The following is an 18,789-nucleotide window of genomic DNA, read 5'->3' on the forward strand; positions in this document are numbered from 1 at the left end:
AAATCATGAAAAATATATATAAAGTCTTAACTGTATTAGCTGTTATTAATCTTGCAAGCTGCAAGAAAGGTCTGTTGGACAAGACTCCAAATGACCGCTTATCACCATCAACATTCTACCAAAATGAAACCCAGGTAAAAATGGCCTTGGTGGGTATTTACAATGCGTTACAGCCCAATGCCACGCCGGCACAATTTTTCCAGTTTGATTTTGAATCGGATAACGCCTATTGCCAGGACGCGTGGCAGGGCTCGAAGGAAGTGGGGGAATGGCAAACAACATCCAACAGTTGGGCCCCATACGCTAAGTGGACGCAGGACTATACTATTATCTCCAGAGCCAATGAGTTCCTAAAGGATATTGCCGCTGCAAGCATTGATGCTACAGTAAAAAGCCAAATGACAGGAGAGGCTAAGTTTTTACGTGGTTACGCCTATGCTGATTTGATTGCTTATTTCGGCGATGTACCTTTAATTACCCAAGTTCAGTCACTTTCGGACGCATATGTTTCAAGAACGGCCAAAGCCACTGTGCTTACCCAGGTTGTAACTGACCTTACAGATGCCGCAGCAGCATTGCCAGCCTCTTACTCAGGTACCGACGTGGGCCGTGCAACAAAGGGTGCCGCCCTGGCCTACAAAGCAAAAGTGCTTTTGTATAATGGAAAATGGGCCGATGCCGCGCAGGCAGCGCAGGATGTGATTGATCTTAAAGCCTATAGTTTATATCCAAATTATGGTTTATTATTTGATGAAGCGCATGAAAACAACAGCGAGGTAATTTTTGATATCCAATATATTCCAACCACCCAACCACAACCATGGCCGTCATCTGCCCTATCTTTGAGCGTTTGGCCAACACCAAATGTTACCACCGATTTGATCGATTCATATTACATGACCAATGGATTGCCAATTACCAATTCGGCTTCTGGGTACAATTCGCAAAACCCTTATGTTAATCGCGACCCAAGACTGGCCGCTTCAGTGGTGCTGCCCGGCTCTCAGTGGGGTTCAACTACTTACATCCCCGCCACTGATGTAGTGCCGTCAGGGGCCCGTCCGCGTAAATACGCAGCAATTGGTATTGCCGACCCTAATAATTGCTCTTTAAATACTATCCTGATGCGTTATGCAGATGTATTACTGATTCGTGCAGAAGCCTTGATTGAATCCGGAAGTACTGCACCCGAAATTTATACACTCATTGACCAGATACGGGCAAGGGTAAATATGCCAACGGTAGAAAGTGTGGAAGGAGCCGGTTTAAGCCAGGCACAATTACGTGCCGTTTTGCGCCACGAGCGTAGGGTAGAGTTTTTTATGGAAGGCACCCGGTATGCAGATATGTTACGATGGAAAGATCAATCCCTTGTTCATGACGTGTATGGTTACGACAAATCGTTGCTAAAAAACCCGGCAAGCCCATCTACCTGGAAATTTAGCCAGGTTAAGTTAGAGACCAGGACATTTGACGCTGGCAAAGGGTGGCTTTGGCCTATTCCTCAGGCTGATATTGATATTAATAAAAAATTGTTGCCTAACAATCCGGGATATTAGGGCTCCCGGACATTACGTCAATAAATGATGTGATTGCCCCCCTCTTTAATTATACAACCCTCGATAGGACTGCCGATTGCGGCGAGCTATCGAGGGTTTTCGCATTATAAATGCATTTATAACGCATCTATCTTGTATCTTATTGAAAATTTTACGCCCTGTTAGTGAAAGATCGGAGAGTGTATGGCTGGTTAAAAGGGAATGTCTTTCGAATGTGATGCCGATCTATGTAAAACCTTCTCAAACAAAATTAAAACGCCCTTTGAGATATGATGGATATACTTTTCATTTATTTTAAGAAACGGCTTTTAAAGCCCGACGAATTTAGAATCTCTGTAATTATGAATTGATTGAAAACTAAAAAAGGCCGTCCTTTTGAGACAGCCTTCAACAATGTGTTTCTAAACTAAAGCCGGGTGCTTACCCTGGCAATTAAATATGTTCTATTGAGCAATAAGTTTCCATTGCTGGTTATAACTTGAACCCTGTGGCCACTGCTGTACAGCTGATCCATTGGCAGTTAAACCTCCGGTATCAAGGCATTTGCCTGTGGTTAGATTAATTACCCTATAATAGCCATCTCCGGTTGAAACAAGCGACCAACGTTGGTTTGTACTCGTGCCTACTACATACTGTAAAACATTTGACCCATCTGCGGTATTTGTACCCACATCAAGACATTCTTTTCCGGTAACACAACTTAAAGTATAATAACCGGCAGTGTAGCTTATATTCCATTTCTGGTTATTGCTTGTTCCTGATGCCCATTGCGCCACAGCTGCGCCATCGGTTGTACTGCCCAGGTTATCAAGCATAAGGCCCGATGCCCGGTTTTGAAGTTGATATCGCCCGTCAGCAACCGGCCCTATCCATACGGGTGCAGCGGTAAGCTTCCATGACCACCTGAACATATTTGCGGTACCCGGGCTAACCTCGGTAAGGTTATTGTTTGCAGTATACCACCGATAAGTATCAATATCATTAACGCCCGACCATGCTATTGTCCCCATTGAATTATCCTTGGCGTAGGCAAGCGATCCGGTGAGGAAGGCCTGGTCAACATATACGCCGGTATCCCATTGCCACCAGAAGCTCATGTTCCTGAAAGTTTCGATACCAACCTCGGTAACTATGGTACGTGACGCGTATGAACCTGTACGGGCCGACATGATATTATAGTAGCTTGACCAAACATTGTACGAGCCCCAGAACCACCAGTAGCAATGCAGTCCAAGATACTGGTTGGCTAACCTTGAATCGGCACCAACCGCAGTTACGTCGGCGGCATACCCTGTACCATCAAGGATACATTTTCCATCGGCCGGGCTATAAGTGGTTAAGAAACCAGCATATAAGTTGTTCAGGTCGGTACTTGAATAATCAACCGGCTCGTTGATAGGTTCATATAATACCGATGTATTGTTTTTATATACATTATTTACTGTTGTCCACATGGTATGCCATTGTGCAGTATCAGGTACATGATGTACCCCAACCGGCCAGTAACAAAGTATTACTTTACAGCCGTTTGCCACAACCGCGTTAATTGCAGCCTGGTAAACCGGCCAATAAGTCGAGCTTGAGGCAGTCCAGGGGTTTATCGGCATCCTGATGGTGGTGCCGCCGCTTGTTTTAACGGCACTGGATATATTAGTGGCCAAAGTAGCAGCTTGCGTAGCGGTAAGCGATGTAGTCATACCACTGGGCAATACAACCCTCCCATCTCCCTCGTTTCCGTTAGGGTCGGCCCAGTTTATACCCCTGAAACCGTTTGTATTGGTAGTTGAAAGGGCAAATGATTGTTTTCCAAATTTTTGGCCTGATAGGTCAGCGCCTTTTTGAATAGGGTTTTTAGAACAGCCCATGGCCAGGGCTAACAGGCAGTATAGTGCCCCGGTAGTTAAGTTTTTTCTCATAATTTTATATCAGGTGTTAAATAAGTAGCTCTTTTGATCAATCGGTTTTAATTTTTAATTATGGCGGGGCCCTTCCCAGCGTTAATATGAAGTGAATTATATGGGTTACCAGTAACCTGACCGAATGCATGTTCGGGCACAAATCAAATATTATCATGGCAGATGTTTTGAACAATAGATTTTCTGCCGATAATTAACTGTCAATCACTGCGGAATGTAACCATCAGTAATTTAATTAGCCGTTAAAAATGGCTATACGTAATATCGGAGGAAGAAAATCCGTGTTTATATGGTTGTCCTAAATTTCTTTTAAAAAGTAGGAATTGAAAAGGGGGTAAAGCCTCAATATTGGGGGGATAAAGTGGCATTTTATCAGGGTTTACTACAATAGCCCGGCTTTTAATTTGCTTTTTCGCCAATTCAACGAATGCCCTTTGCTCTTAATTATTGTTATAAATACAATTAATAATTATTTACATTTGGATGCCTTATAAACTTAGTGTTTCAGCATTATATGACAGGTTCTGCCAAAAGTTAAGCGAACTGACGAATCATTTTTCAATGAGTATTAAATGAGTTTTTGATGGTTACTGGCCCTGAGAGGAAAATTCATCAAATGAACATCTAATACCTGGATATTAGAAAATTATTTGCAGGCACTTCTGGCACAGCCAACAAACTCTGTTTTTACATTGCCGAATTGTTGAAGGTTACAAGTGTATTAAGTACAATATTAAATGCATGGCCCGCCTAAGCCAAGCGGCGATAACTGGTTTATAGTGTAAAAAATGTTAGTGATGATACGGAGTGTTGTATTTGCCTAATTAAAAATGATAACGGATTTATGCGTAAAGTTGTCTTGTTTTTTCTGATTAATCTTCTGTTTGTCAGTATTGTGAACGCGCAGGCTCCGGTAACTTTTCCAACTAACGATGCAAGGAATTTTGCATTAAAATCATATACCACTCATGATGGCCTGCCTTCTGAAAATGTAACAGTGGCACTTAAAGACAGCCGGGGGTATATGTGGATAGGGACGGATAACGGGCTTTGTAAGTTTGACGGCTACACTTTTGAAAGTTTAGTGAATATTCCCGGAAATACCGCGAGTATAAGTTCAAATTTTATCAGTGCGCTGGCCGAAGACAAGAACGGAAAGATATGGGTTGGCACCATGGACGGCTTAAACATTTTAGATCCCAATACCGAGAAGTTTGAACGATTTTATCATAGCGATAAGATCAAAGAGTCGGTAAGTAATAATAAGATTTTTTCGATCTGCTGCGACAAAGAAGGAACGATATGGATAGGTACGGATGATGGTTTTAATCAATACGTGTCAAATAAGCGATCTTTTGTTAGTTATAAACCCAATCAGAATGATCGATTTTCAATAAAAGGCAAGTCGGTAAATGCAATTGTTGAGGATGATAAAAAAAACCTCTGGCTGGGAAACTGGAATGGTGGATTAAATAAATTCGATAAGGTAAGTAAACATTTCAGCAATTATCCGCAGACTGAATCTCAGCTTAAAAAAAGCCCCAATGATATTTGGAGCCTTTTTTACGATAAAAAAAACGGTTGCATTTGGGTAGGTACCTATTGGAGCGGCCTTTTTTGTTTTAATCCTAAAAACCAGCAATATACACGGTTTTCGAGTCACGATAATATCAACGTAGGAGCTTTTAGCATTGATAAGGCTAATGACTCCACTTTAGTTGTTGGAAGTAACGGCGGGTTCTATTTTATAAATAAGGGTAATGGTCAATGGCGAAAGATTGGCGATATTAATAGTACTGCGGATGGATATGTTTATAATGATGGGGCCGGTATTATGTGGCTTTGTGGCAAAGACGCCTTAACAAAAGTTGATTTTACACAATATAAATTCCGTTTCATCCCCTTATCAATCGCCCCCCGCGAAGCAAAAAGTATGTTATTGCAAGGCAATATGTTGTGGCTGGCTACCAACGAAGGGCTATATAAGTTTGATTTACCGAAAAAGACAACAAAGTTATTTCAACATACCAATGATCCCTCAAGTATCAGCAGTAACCAGGTTGGTAAAATATATTTGGATAATGAGGGGGTGCTATGGGCAGCAACCGAAAATGGGTTTGATAAATTTGACAGCAGCAATAATAGGTTTATCCATCATTTTCACCATTCGGCCCTGAGTAATTTTTTTAATGAAGATGTTTTCAGGGATATTCTTGAAGTAAGGCCTCTCGAATATTGGCTCGCCACAGATGCCGGTTTAAAGATTTACCATGAAGAAACACAGCAATTTAAACATTATTATAATGACGACAGGAATCCCAATTCAATTGCCAGTAACCATATTTATAATCTTTTAAAAGATAGCAAAGGCAATGTATGGATCGGAACAAGCGGAAACGGTGTTGATCGTCTTGATCCTAAAACCGGGATTTTTCACCACTATACTTATAATGATAAAATTGCAGGCAGCCTCAGTAATAATATTGTGCATTGCATATTTGAGGATAGCAAAAAGAACATCTGGATCTGCACAGCCGACGGATTAAACAAATATGCTCCGGAAACCGATTCTTTTATTGTTTATTCACGTAAAAACGGATTTGCAAGCAACGTTTTCAACAGTGTAGTTGAAGATGAGGTGGGAAATCTTTGGATCAATTCTGCCACGGGGGTATCAAAGTTTACACCCCAAACATTAGCCATAACTAACTTTGATGAGGGCGACGGCGTATTTTCGCATTCGCTTATTTACAAATCCGCAGATGGGCAAATTTATTTAGCGGGAAATTCAGGTGTCGTGGTATTCGATCCGTCAAAAATTAAATTGAACGATAAAATCCCACCGGTTTACTTTACCGATTTTCAGGTGTTTAATAAATCTGTAAAACCGGGTGCTGATTCACCGTTGAAAAGACCTGTTGGTACAGCAGATACTGCCTTTCTTAATTATGATCAAAATGTATTTTCAATTGAATTTGTTTCGCTGAATTATACTCATCCGGAAAAAAATAGTTATCGGTATAAACTGGAAGGCTTTGACGAAAAATGGAATTTTAACGGTAACCAGCGAAGGGCTACTTACACCAATCTTAATCCCGGAACTTATAAATTTAAAGTTATAGCAAGTAATAATGATGGTATCTGGAACAAGACGCCCAAATCCCTGATCATCATTATTTCGCCGCCATGGTACCGTACCTGGTGGGCATATACAATTTATGCCATAATCATTGGCGGGGTAGTTTATCTGTATCTTTTATACCGGGACCGTCAGGCTAAATTAAAATATGAAATCCAGATAGCACATTATGAAAGCGAAAAGGAAAAGGAGCTCAGCGAGCGAAAGCTCGCCTTCTTTACCAATATTTCGCATGAGTTCAGAACACCATTAACATTGATCATTAATCCTATTAAGGAACTTTTATATAATGAAAATAAGACGGTAGATACCTCCAATTTAACCATCGTTTACAGGAACGCGCGCCGGTTATTAGGTTTAGTAGATCAGTTGCTGCTTTTCAAAAAGGCCGAATCGGAATCTGATCAATTGAGGATAAGTAATGTTAATATAATCGATTTATGCAGGGAGGTTTATTTATGCTTTGTACATGAAGCAAAAAGAAAACACATTCAACTTGAATTCATATCACCAACCGATTGTTTGAATGTTTATATCGACCGGGAAAAAACAGAGATCGTGCTGTTTAATTTGCTCTCAAACGCAATGAAGTTCACTCCAAAACTCGGTAGAATTCGGGTTTGTGCAGAGGAATTTGAACAGACAGTTTCAATAATCGTTGAGGATACCGGCTGCGGAATCCCACCTGAAGTTGGCGAAAGACTTTTTAGCCGGTTTTACCAGGTGTCTGATTTGGCCAGTACGTCAAACGGAGGGTTTGGCCTTGGGCTTTATCTTGTTAAAAATTTTGTAGAGCGCCAGGCCGGAACTGTTGAATATCACAGCGAAGCAGGAAAAGGGACAGCTTTTACAATCACTTTAAAAAAAGGGAAAGCGCATTTAAAAGATCAGATCATCTCAGAACAGCCAACAGCTACTTCTGAGTTTTTAAAAGAGTTGATAGATTCTGAAACTACAGCCCATGATATAGTGCCCGCAGCAGAGCCGGGAGAGGAAGTAATAGCGTCTGACCTCAAAACACTGTTAATCATCGATGACCACGAGGATATGAGAGAGTATCTCCGTCAGATATTTAAAATTGAATATAATGTTCTTGTAGCGCCAAATGGTGAGGATGGAATCAAAATTATTAATGAGCAGTGGCCGGATATAGTCATATGCGATGTGATGATGCAGGGCATGACCGGGATAGAAGTTTGCGCCGCTATTAAAGAGAATATGACAACATCTCATGTTCCCGTTATCTTATTAACCGCCAGTGCATCAAATGAAATTAAACTAAAAGGTATTGAAGGAGGCGCCGACGATTATATTGGAAAACCTTTTGACAAAGACATCCTGAAAGCACGGGTTAGCGGGTTGCTTAAAAGCCGAAACACACTTCAGCAATACTTTTATAATGAAATTACGCTGAACAATAACCCGCACACTATCTCTATCGAGTACAAAAGATTTCTGGATTCCTGTATCCGAATTGTGGAAGATCATATAACTGACCCCGATTTTAATCTGCAATCCTTAGCCTCCGAATTAAATATGTCTTATTCGGGGATCTACAAAAAAATCAAAATGATTTCAGGCCAGCCAGCTAATAGCTTCATAAGAGCTATCAGGTTAAGAAAAGCCGCGCAGCTATTTGTTCACAGCGATTTAAATATATTGGAAACCGCTTATGCTGTTGGAATAAAAGATATAAAATATTTTCGTGAGCAGTTTAAAAAGGTGTTTGATTTAAAACCATCTGAATACATCAAAAAATTTAGGAAGAATTTTAAAAACGCCATGGTTAATCAGGGGGCCGAAAGAAAAATAAACCTGTAATACCTGCCTTGTTTACCCTTTTTAAAAAAGTTAAACTTAATCTTAGCCAGTAGTTTATTGGCTATTTTAAACCTATCCCGGCTCATATGCGTTTGATTATACTTTACTTTTTTTGAAGAAGTATCGCGATAAAAACCGCCCCGGTAAACCGTTTCCCGACGGAAAAGCAAAACAATACTGCTTACTTAGTCCTATACGCTTTACAAGAAACGTGATGCATATTATGTGGTAAGGTTAGTGACAGGATTAGTGATGTTTTTGGCCTGTATCATGGTATTTATAAAAAGAGAAAGAAAAATTAAAGAAATCTTTCGCCAGGATTATGAAATAAGAGCAAGCTACAAAGCCTGCTCTTATTGGAATTTATGTTACTTAAAAGCTAAACCTATGGAAACGCCACCTATTAGTTCACGATCTGTATAGTTTAGTTGCAAACCAACTCCTTAATAGGCTTCTTAATTCCAGTCGCCTGAAATATCTTTTGCTATTGCAGAGTTGGCATTCTTTTCTGCCAACGGTATCGGGAACAACACATTTTTATCCTGGAAAGGTTGTGTGCCATCTTCAATTTGCCTTTCGGCGTTGATAGTTTGCTTGGCAATACCCCAGCGAATCAGGTCGAAATAACGAACTTGTTCTCCCGTTAGTTCCAATTGTCGTTCACGCATTAATATCCGCATTGCATCGGTTTGGCTGCCTAATGATGTATAAAGCGGCGCATTAACACTTGGCCTGCTGCGTACCTGGTTAATTAAGGCCAAAGGTTTATCACCCGTATTGCCCTGCTGAATATAACTTTCGGCCAACATCAGCAATACATCAGCATAGCGGATCACCTGGCCGTTGATACCGCTTTGCGGGCCACCAAAGGTAGCTACCTTGTTATAATATTCGTACTTAAGCCATTCGTAACCTTTTGTAGCGAAAGGATAAGCTATCGGACCGGTTGCACATTGTTGGCAATACTGTGTCTGTCCGCCGCTTGCGGCATCGCCGTAAAAAGTAAAAGCAGCACGTGGGTCAACGTAATTAACCGATGGATTTTGCGGGTTAGGGTAAGTGAACGCTTTAACAGCTGTTGTAGTTACATAAACGTTGTTCCAATCATTAAAGCCATATGATTGAGCGCGAACGGTATGTGTTGCCTTACCGCCCCAGGTTTCCTGGCCCCCAAACATATAATACTGGTTACCAATCCCCCAATCTGTCCACTGCTGGTTCATCACCTGGAAAATAGTTTCAGGGTTCAAGGCAGGATTATCCTGGTTAGGATCGTCAAACAGGTTATTATAAACTGGCGCCAGTGCATAGGTGTAAGGTTGCTGCGTTAGCTTGGTAAGCTCAGTCTGGGCCTGGGTCCATTTTTTTTCATAAAGGTATGATTTACCCAGCAACGCCACTGCAGCGCCCTGCGTGGCACGGCCATAGCTGGTTGCAGGGTAAGATATTGGTAAACCTGCTTCGGCATCTTTCAGATCCTGTTCAATAAAGGCCCATATATCTGCAACGGATGATCTCGGCATATTGATATCGGCAGGTGTTGGCAAGGGTAAATATTTGGTACGTAAAGGTACCCGTCCAAAACAATTAACCAGGTTAAAATAAGCATAGGCACGCAAAAATTTGGCTTCGGCAACATATTGCGCCTGGTCGGTCGTTTCTGCGGCGTTAGCTGGCTTCCACACCTGCGCCCTGTCAATAACTACATTAGCCCGAGCAATCAACTGGTAAAATGCCGACCAGGTGTTGTTCATTACGTCAAGGTCGGGGCCAAAATTATACTGGGCCACTTGCAAATAATCACCTAAAAGGGGCTGGTTGTTTTTAGCGTCATACCCAAGCAGGTCGAAAGTAGTATAATAATCACCAGACCAAAAGCCCGTATGCAGCAAAGCGGCGTAAGTGGCTACAACAGCCTGGTTTATTGCAACATCGCTATTAAAATAAGTATCGTAAGTGTAAGCACTTTTGTTTGTCAGATTCAGATCTTTTTTGCACCCTATTGAGAAAGCAAGAAGTGCTGTCATCAAAAGGAATTTTATATATTTTTTCATGTTTTTATTTTTAAAGAATGCCTTTTAAAATGCTGCTTGTATCCCGAATAAAAATGTGCGCGGTTGCGGTACCTGGCCGTTATCAATATTGCGGTTAAAAATAGTATCGTTTGAATTGTTATCGCCATAAACTGTACTTAACTCAGGATCATACCCTTTATAACCGGTGATAGTAAACAGATTTTCAGCGGCAACATATATGCGCAGTTTGCTTAAAACAGAACCTGAAAACGATTGCAGTGTGGCTTTACTAAAGGAATAGCCAAGGGTTATGTTACGCGCACGCAAATAGGAGCCGTTATCGATAAAAAAGTCTGATGGCCTTAAATTTCCGGATCCGGTTGCATTTTGCCCGGCTCTTGGCAGGAGAGCGTTATCGCCAGGTTTCTCCCACCTGTTTAATATAGCTGTTGAGGCATTATGTCCTGTTCCGGCAAACTCCAAACTCGATCTCAAATTGTTTCCAATCTGAACTCCCTGTACGCCTGATAATACCACATTAAGATCAAAATTACGATAAGTGGCCCCAAGGTTAATACCATATATGAACTTTGGAATAGCACTTCCCAAAACTTGCTGGTCTTTGCTGTCAACAACTCCATCCCCATTCAAATCCTTGAATATAAAATCGCCCGGAAGCAACCCTGTTTGATAAACCGCATTGGCATCGCCGGTTTTTTGCTGTGCCGTTTTATTCAGGGCGTCAATTTCGGCTTGGTCTTTAGCTACATGGCCAACCCTGTAACCATAAAATGAACCGATAGGATAACCTGCCTGTGTTAGTGTGTAAATTGCTCCTGTTCCACCAACAATCGGTGTTGGCGATTGTGTACCTAATGATATTGTTTTGTTATTATTGTAAGCACCGTTTACACTTACATTATAACTAAAACCGTTTTGGGGCTTTGAACGATAACCTAATTGAAATTCGAAACCTTTATTTTGGGCATCCGCCGCATTAACAATCTCGTTACTGTTTGATGTGTTTATACCCACACCCAAACTTGGCGGCAAAGGTATCGCTACTATAAGGCCGCTGCTTTTACGGTTATAGTAATCGGCCGAGAAAGTTAACTGGTTATTCAGGAACGTAAGGTCGATACCCGCGTCGGTTTGGTCGGTTGTTTCCCAATGTAATAAAGGGTTGGCGATAGTTATTACAGTTGTACCGTTAACAAACTGTTCGGTTTGGCCAAACGAATAAACGAGGTTTCCCGGCGGCCCGTTAAAGGTAAATACGCTGGTATTTGTAAGGCCAAATCTGTTATTACCTGTGCGGCCCCATCCTACGCGCAGTTTACCATCATTGATAAATGGCAATGCCGACTTGACAAAATCCTCCTGGGCAAAACGCCAGGCAAAACCACCACCCGGAAAGTTACCATAACGGCTTAACGGGCCAAAGTTTGACGAACCATCGCGCCTGATACTACCCGAAAGAATGTACTTATCATTAAACGAATAGATTAAACGGGCATAATAGGAAATGACGTTGCCAAATTGAGTGTAATAGCCCGATGAATTACCCTGCACGGTAAGCGTAGGCGCTACACCAATATCCCTTACAGCATCCGATAACATACCAGTGCCCAGTACGCTAAGATATTTGGTGCTGCCTGCATCAATATAACTGGTACCTGCAGTTAATGAAATATTATGTTTTCCGAAGCTGTGATTATATGATAGGTAATTTTCGATGGTATAATTAGAATAGTTATTTGACGCACGACCTGCCTGCCTGGTGTATGCAAGGTTGTTGGAGGTAACATATGGTATCTGGTACGAATCGTTCACGCTGTTGCCATATACACCTGATACCTGCGAACGAAGAGTTAACCCGTTGATAATTTTCACCTCGCCGAATACCTGCGGAAATAAAACGAGGTCGTGGCTGCTTAAGGTTTGTACACCTAAAATCTGCAATGGGTTTACAGCATTGCTGTTATCATCAACGTTGGTAAGGATAGAGTAACCACCGGGGATAGACGCATCATAAACGGGCTGATACGGTGCATAACCAAGCGCGTTACCAATACTTGTTACCTGGCCTGCAGTTTTAGTATACCGTAAGTTCAAGGTTTGTCCAAAATGGAAACGACCCAGTTTTTCATCTAATACAAACCGGTTATTAAACCTTCTAAAATTATAATCTTTAACTACGGCTTGCTGCGTAACGTATCCTGCCGACATGTTATAAGTAACCTTGTCGCTCCCTCCGCTTACGCTCAGGTCGTTTTGAGTTGAAACGGATGTTTTAAAAATCTCTTTCTGCCAATTGGTCCTGTCAACTAATACATATGGCGTGTTAAGTTTTGCCGGCACCGGGTTGTTATTGGTCGCGTCTATATCTTTAAGGAGCTTCACATAGTCGGCGGCACCCAGCAGATCAAGGTTTTTAGTGACGTTTGAAACACCCACCTGCGAATTAAATGTAATTTGAGTTGAACCCGCCTTACCTTTTTTGGTGGTGATGATCACAACGCCGTTTGCTGCAGCAACACCATATATTGCTGTGGAGGCAGCGTCTTTTAGTATGGTTATATTTTCAATATCCTGGGGGCTGATGGCGTTGAACAAATTGGCATCGCCCTGGATACCATCAATTACGTAAAGCGGACTAACATCGGTAAACGAGCCTGTACCGCGTACGATAATTTGAGCGCCCGAACCAGGCACACCGTTAGCCTGCATTACCTGAACCCCAGGTGCCTTGCCTATTAATAATTGAGCCGGACTTGTAGATGTGTTAGCCCCTGCGTCTTTAGCAGCTACCACATTTACCGAGCCTATCAGATCCTTTTTACGGGCGGTACCATAGCCAATTACTACTACTTCATTAAGGGCTTTACTATCACTTTGTAAATTTACATTCAGTACGGTTTTTCCATTTACTTTAATCCCTTGTTTTGTGTAACCAACAAAAGAAAATACAAGGGTAGCATCCCCTGTAACATTAAGCGAATAAGAGCCATCCGTCCGGGTAATAACTCCGTTTTCCTTTCCTTTCTCTGCAACTGTAACCCCGGGTAGCGGACTGTTATCATCGGCCGATTTTACGACGCCTTTAATGGTGACTGTTTGTGCCATTACGGGCAATGTGCTCATAAACACCAGCAGTAGCAGCAAGTGCCGTAATTTAGCTGCGCTTAGCAGCCTCGTAAAATTTGTAATTTTCATTTTCATAATTGGTTTTTGTTGTTAAGTAAAACTTTTATTTAACCACAATTAATTGTTAAATAAACACCAATATTAAAATACAATCGATTGCGAAAATATAGCAAGCATCTCCATCCTGATTGTAAGAAAATATTAAATGAGCTTTATGGTTTATATAATAAGTAATTCTGGCGTTCAAAAATACTTTGCGGAGTAGCGCCATTTGTTAAAAAATAGGTGTACAAATGTTTCAATTTGTATATTTTCATGTTCTTATCATGCATCGATAAGCGCATACCAATATTTGGCTGTTACCGGCATTTTGAATTATTGGTGTTCAAAAAACAATTGTTTGTATTAAGCGCTACTGGTTCCCAAGCTATGACGTTCGCATTGGAATAGTTTTGTTATTCAAGTTGTCATCATCCGAGTATGTTTATGCGGTAGAAAGGCAGCGTTCTAAGAATCGACAAGGTTGTTAAGGATTTGCTTAATGATACCTTATATGGTTGATTTGAGGTTCAACATTAATGACTATCATTTATCATTCATTGAAAATGAAGCGCGGTATTTGTTATCCCAAACCGATTCCACGGTTGCCCGGTAAAAGATTAAAAATTTTCTAAAAGTTTTACCAGACAGCCTGGTTTTAGAGGCAGGAATAATTTTGCGGTTAAACAGCGGTTTACTTCTGGAAAGGGCACAAAAAAGGGTCTTTTTGAGGCCCTGAATAGTATTTATATGTATCGAAAACATTTTACCACACAATAGTGAACCGATCCTGTTATTGCAACGACTTGGAATGGCTTTAAGCCCTCAATTATTCAAAAGTCGTATTTCATAAACAGGCCCGGCCATTGCACCCTTATCCGCCTGGAATTTTATCCGGAGACTTTGGTCTGCGTTGTATTTCAAATCTGCTGGCAAATCATATTCCACGGTATAGAAAGCGTCACGTTTACCATCCTTCAAGTCAACTCTGGCCAATTCCTGTTCATTGATAAGGATAGAAAACTTATGGTTCCTTTCAATTCCAAAATATGTGATACTAATTTTCTTTGCAGCTTTATTTTTATCGGTGAGCTTATAGCCGAACGAACCCGTTGCAGCCCTGAAGTGCCTATTGAAATTAACGCCGGCAAAAGAATTCTCTTTTTCCATGAAATGATCTGACTCAGGCTGTTGCTCACCCGGAGTTACCAAATCGATAGTATTGGCAGCCAGTTTTGCTTCCTTCATGTCCTCCTCCGCTAACTTAGCCTGCAATTCGTCAAAGCCTTTGGCCGATTCTTTTCGCCAGTACACTACATAACGGGCATCCTGTATCTTATAAAACGGCACCAGCTTCAGGTTTCGGTATTTAATCGGGTATATTAGTCGCCCGGCAGTAAAGGACATCGGTTTATTTTTATCACCAACTATCATGGGGGCATCATTAGCAGAATCGCTTACAAAAACCGGCATATCTGTAAGCTTATACAGGTTGCCCGCAGCAACATGGCCCATCCTGCTGTCATCGGCCTCACGGCCTTTTTGGGCAATTGTATCAATCACTGAAGCAAGCACGATCGGGCCATGCAATACGGCTTCATAATTGGAGCTGTCGGGAAGTTTCTCCGTCGTCGTCTGCATCGGTAATTGGACGGTGATGATATCTCCTTTCCGCCATTTTCTTTTTAACTGCGCATATGATGACGGCTGCGCTGTAACCTGAACAGGCCGGCCATTGATGTTAATTGAAAGTGCACCGGTTTTTACCCATGATGGATACCTGATGTTTATCCCGTATGCACTATTGCCAGTCTTCAAAATCTTCAGCGTAGTTGTTTCCTTGTCGGGGAACACGGTTTCCTGCTTAAGTTGCAAGCCCTTTTGCTTCCATATAAGCTGAGACGGAATAAACAGATTAACATATAGCTCGTTATCTGAATGGCTGTAGATCATTTCACCATACTTTGAATGATTTTCCATACCGGAGCCAACGCAACACCACATGCTTGTTTGTGGCTGGGAGTACACCCTGTAATGCCCGGGGCGCATCGGTGTAAAGTAAACAAAACCGCCCTTCTCCGGCCGCTGGGTTGTAAGGATATGATTATACAACGCCCGTTCGTAATAATCGATATAGGCAATATCCGGATCTGACCTGTACAGATCTTCGGTAAGCTTAAGCATGTTATAGGTATTGCATGTTTCGGGTCCTTCTACACTGGAGATCATGGTTGAGAAATCTGTAGCGGGGTTAAAATGTTCCCTTACGCTGTTACCACCTGTTGCTACCGACCGATGATGTACCACGGTTTGCCAAAAGAATACCGCAGCACAATTGTAGGCGGTATCACCGTTGTAATCAGCAATCCGCTTAAAACCTATCACTTTGGGGATCTGCGTATTTGCATGTAAATTATCCAGTTTATCCTGACCTTTTTCAAGCGGCTGAAGGAGAGCCTGGTGAGAGAAACTGTAGGCCGCGTCAAGGTATTTCTTTTCGCCGGTGATCCCGTATACATCTGCCAGTACCTCATTGACACCTCCGTGCTCATTCCCAAGCAGCTGCTGCATTTGTGACTGGCTAAGTGCAGTACTGATATTGTAAAACCAGTCTGCCAGTTTAATCAGCATGACTTTTGCTGTTTGATTATTTTCATACAGCCATGCATCGCGCAGCCCGGCAAATACTTTATGAATATTATAAAAAGGCACCCATTTCTTATTGAAATCTGTAAAATCACCCTTCATTACCTGGGGCCAAAGTTCGCGGCTTCCAGGCACGCCACCCAAATATCCGTCACCGTTTTTGTCCTGGCACAATTTAAGCTCATTGATCATGTAATCAAGGCGCTGGCGCATACGGTTATCACCGGTAGAAGCATACATCATAGCCAGGGCAGAAAGATAGTGGCCACCGATATGTCCATCCAGGCCCGAATTTTCCCAATTTGTATAACTTTTAGCTTTTTGTGGCAGCCCCGCCTCCCTCCTAAAAGGTGCAAGCAGGCGGTCGGGCTGCAGGGCAAGCATATAGTTGAGGTCTGTCTGCTCCTGTTCTTTAAAAATCCCCGGTAATAGCCTGACATCCTGTAGAGGAAAGCTTTTGACAACCTGCTTTTGTTGCGCCCACAGCAAAAACGGACTAAAAATCAATAAAAAAGCGATGCGTTTCATAATTGGGTTTTCATCGGCAAGATACATCATTAAGTGTTAAAACAACAATAAAAAGATAAAAGGCCTTCAAATCGCTAATTTGAAGGCCTTTACATTATTGTTCATTTTTAAATATCAACTACCGCTTATATCGCGGCGCATCTTTCATGCTTTTTGTGAAGAAAGAAAAAGATATAAGTTTTCTTAAGGGTTACATTATATTTTCACAAAGCCCCATTGCTGGTTACGCCCGCCAGAATAGGTCCATTGAACAGCAGCTACACCGTTATTAAGCGAAGCCCCGTTAACATCCAAAGCTTTCCCACTATTGGCATTGATGATTTTATAATATCCATTGTCTGTTAGCTGAATTGACCATTTTTGATTTGCGCCGCCATAGTAATCCCACAGGTCTACCTGTCCTCCGTCAGCTGTGTTCAAACCATAAACTTCGAGGCATTTTCCGGTTGCATGCATTGGAGTAAGCCTGTAATAACCGCCTCCCGCGTCTTCTACTTTAAATTGCTGGTTTGCCCCTGCTAAATAGTCCCACTGATCGGCCTGTGTTTGATTGGCAGTTCCCCAGCCCGCAAATTCCAGGGCTTTAAAACTGTTTCTGCTGTAAATCTGGTAAACCTGGCCAACCTGAATTATTGAAGAGGTATTATTTTGCGCTCCCTGCAAAATGGCGGCTAAACCTTGCTGATCGTAAACGCTGTTGTTCTGCCTGTTAAAAATCCGACCCGGATTGGTTGAGTCCGTACCACCTGAATCAAAATAAAATGGTTTTAATCCATATTGTAATGCCTGGTGGACAAAATAATTGAGGTAATAACCTCTGCTTGCAAGTTGCAGGTTTAACGCATCGCCGGTAAGACCTAATCTGCGGTTTACTGCATATTCTCCCAACATAACAGGAATGCCCTTATCAACAAACTTTGTTTTCATCAACGAAAGTTCTGAAGTCATATACGACTCTTCACCCCAGGTAGCATTTCGTGAAGCATCGGTTGTAGAATGATACCCGCTGCCCCAATAATAGAACATATTACCCCAGCTTGCATCCGATGTCAAAAAACAAAACTGAGCCGGATCATAATAATGTACTTCAACCATTAAACGGTTGCTTGCCGGATCAGTTGGAAGCGTATTCATCAAAGTGTTGGTGCCATCAATATTAGTACTTGGCCCTTGCACAAGCAGCACCCTGTAACTGTTATGCCCCCCGGTTGATCTGACCGCGTTAACAAATGTTTGATGATATGAAAGCAGCACACTCATCCCGGTAGCATCTGATACATTGGGTTCATTGGCGCTGGCAAAAATCACATGCTCGTCAAAACCACGCATTTGCGTGGCTATTTGCTCCCAAAAAGCTTTTTGTTTGGCGTTAACAGCGGCCTGTGCGGCGGTGGTACAATTGTTCTCCAGCCACCCGCCGTCCCAATGTATATTTAGTATCACATACAAACCGTCTTTAACGCAATATTGAACAACCTGTTGCACCCTGTTGAGCCATGATTGCTGAATTTGCCCCGTGGTTTGGTTAGAATACTGATCCCAATCGCAGGGGATACGAACTGCGGTAAAACCAGCTTGCTTAACTTTATCAATAAGTGCCTGGGTTACCAAAGGGTTACCCCAGGCTGTTTCGCTGCCTGATGCTTCGAGTGTATTACCAATATTCCACCCCAATTGGAACTTTGCTGCAAGCTGGGCGGCAGTACTGTTTACCCCTGTTTGATCAGGCGCAAGAGGCGACGTATTGTAATTTGGATAACTGGTTATAGCCAATGTTTTAACTGCTTTGGAAACAGGCGGCTTAACAACCGGGCTGGCAATTTTTTGCTTTTGGCAACGGGTAAGCAATAAAATCGCGGCTACCCCAAATAAATAGTTTAGTGTTCTCATATTTAAATATTAATTGATTCATAGCAAAAAAGAACAATTAAACAGTGCGCATAAACAAACGCTCTTTTAGCGATTGCGCTTCTGTTTTA

General features: G+C 41.9%; 7 protein-coding genes. 2 read left to right on the plus strand and 5 right to left on the minus strand.

Going from position 1 to position 18,789, the window contains the following annotated elements:
• The first annotated feature begins 5 nt into the window (after positions 1 to 5).
• Positions 6 to 1,559, plus strand: a complete 1,554-nt coding sequence (locus tag BLP33_RS21995; protein WP_090533167.1) for a RagB/SusD family nutrient uptake outer membrane protein — start codon at positions 6 to 8, stop codon at positions 1,557 to 1,559.
• 443 nt (positions 1,560 to 2,002) lie between these two features.
• Here the strand turns inward: BLP33_RS21995 and BLP33_RS22000 are convergent, their stop codons facing one another.
• Positions 2,003 to 3,475, minus strand: coding sequence for an RICIN domain-containing protein (locus BLP33_RS22000; protein WP_090533168.1), 1,473 nt, complete (start codon positions 3,473 to 3,475; stop codon positions 2,003 to 2,005).
• Positions 3,476 to 4,319: 844 nt separating this feature from the next.
• Here BLP33_RS22000 and BLP33_RS22005 point away from each other — a divergent pair.
• The gene (locus BLP33_RS22005; protein WP_090533170.1) at positions 4,320 to 8,435 is read left to right on the plus strand and encodes a hybrid sensor histidine kinase/response regulator transcription factor; all 4,116 of its coding nucleotides are present in this window, start codon (positions 4,320 to 4,322) and stop codon (positions 8,433 to 8,435) included.
• Between the two features lie 455 nt (positions 8,436 to 8,890).
• Here BLP33_RS22005 and BLP33_RS22015 read toward each other — a convergent pair whose 3' ends face one another.
• The 4 genes from BLP33_RS22015 to BLP33_RS22035 all read right to left on the minus strand — a co-directional run bounded on the left by BLP33_RS22015 (position 8,891) and on the right by BLP33_RS22035 (position 18,700).
• Positions 8,891 to 10,489, minus strand: a complete 1,599-nt coding sequence (locus BLP33_RS22015; RefSeq protein ID WP_090533173.1) for a RagB/SusD family nutrient uptake outer membrane protein — start codon at positions 10,487 to 10,489, stop codon at positions 8,891 to 8,893.
• A gap of 24 nt (positions 10,490 to 10,513) precedes the next feature.
• Positions 10,514 to 13,666, minus strand: coding sequence for a SusC/RagA family TonB-linked outer membrane protein (locus tag BLP33_RS22020; protein WP_175490086.1), 3,153 nt, complete (start codon positions 13,664 to 13,666; stop codon positions 10,514 to 10,516).
• Positions 13,667 to 14,461: 795 nt separating this feature from the next.
• Positions 14,462 to 16,840: a glycoside hydrolase family 127 protein gene (locus BLP33_RS22030; protein ID WP_229701682.1), complete on the minus strand. Its 2,379-nt coding sequence runs from the start codon at positions 16,838 to 16,840 to the stop codon at positions 14,462 to 14,464.
• Between the two features lie 165 nt (positions 16,841 to 17,005).
• Positions 17,006 to 18,700 carry a cellulase family glycosylhydrolase gene (locus tag BLP33_RS22035; protein WP_090533179.1) on the minus strand — a complete coding sequence of 565 codons (1,695 nt, stop codon included), beginning with the start codon at positions 18,698 to 18,700 and terminating at the stop codon, positions 17,006 to 17,008.
• Between the last annotated feature and the right edge of the window lie 89 nt (positions 18,701 to 18,789).

It is taken from the genome of Mucilaginibacter sp. NFR10 (assembly GCF_900100445.1).
Lineage (GTDB): Bacteria > Bacteroidota > Bacteroidia > Sphingobacteriales > Sphingobacteriaceae > Mucilaginibacter > Mucilaginibacter rubeus.

What these genes read in the sequence shown, in the direction of transcription:
- BLP33_RS22035 (WP_090533179.1), bottom strand. Translation starts at nt 18,700, where the DNA reads ATGAGAACACTAAACTATTTATTTGGGGTAGCCGCGATTTTATTGCTT.
- BLP33_RS22000 (WP_090533168.1), bottom strand. Translation starts at nt 3,475, where the DNA reads ATGAGAAAAAACTTAACTACCGGGGCACTATACTGCCTGTTAGCCCTG.
- BLP33_RS22020 (WP_175490086.1), bottom strand. Translation starts at nt 13,666, where the DNA reads ATGAAAATTACAAATTTTACGAGGCTGCTAAGCGCAGCTAAATTACGG.
- BLP33_RS22005 (WP_090533170.1), top strand. Translation starts at nt 4,320, where the DNA reads ATGCGTAAAGTTGTCTTGTTTTTTCTGATTAATCTTCTGTTTGTCAGT.
- BLP33_RS22015 (WP_090533173.1), bottom strand. Translation starts at nt 10,489, where the DNA reads ATGAAAAAATATATAAAATTCCTTTTGATGACAGCACTTCTTGCTTTC.
- BLP33_RS22030 (WP_229701682.1), bottom strand. Translation starts at nt 16,840, where the DNA reads ATGATGTATCTTGCCGATGAAAACCCAATTATGAAACGCATCGCTTTT.
- BLP33_RS21995 (WP_090533167.1), top strand. Translation starts at nt 6, where the DNA reads ATGAAAAATATATATAAAGTCTTAACTGTATTAGCTGTTATTAATCTT.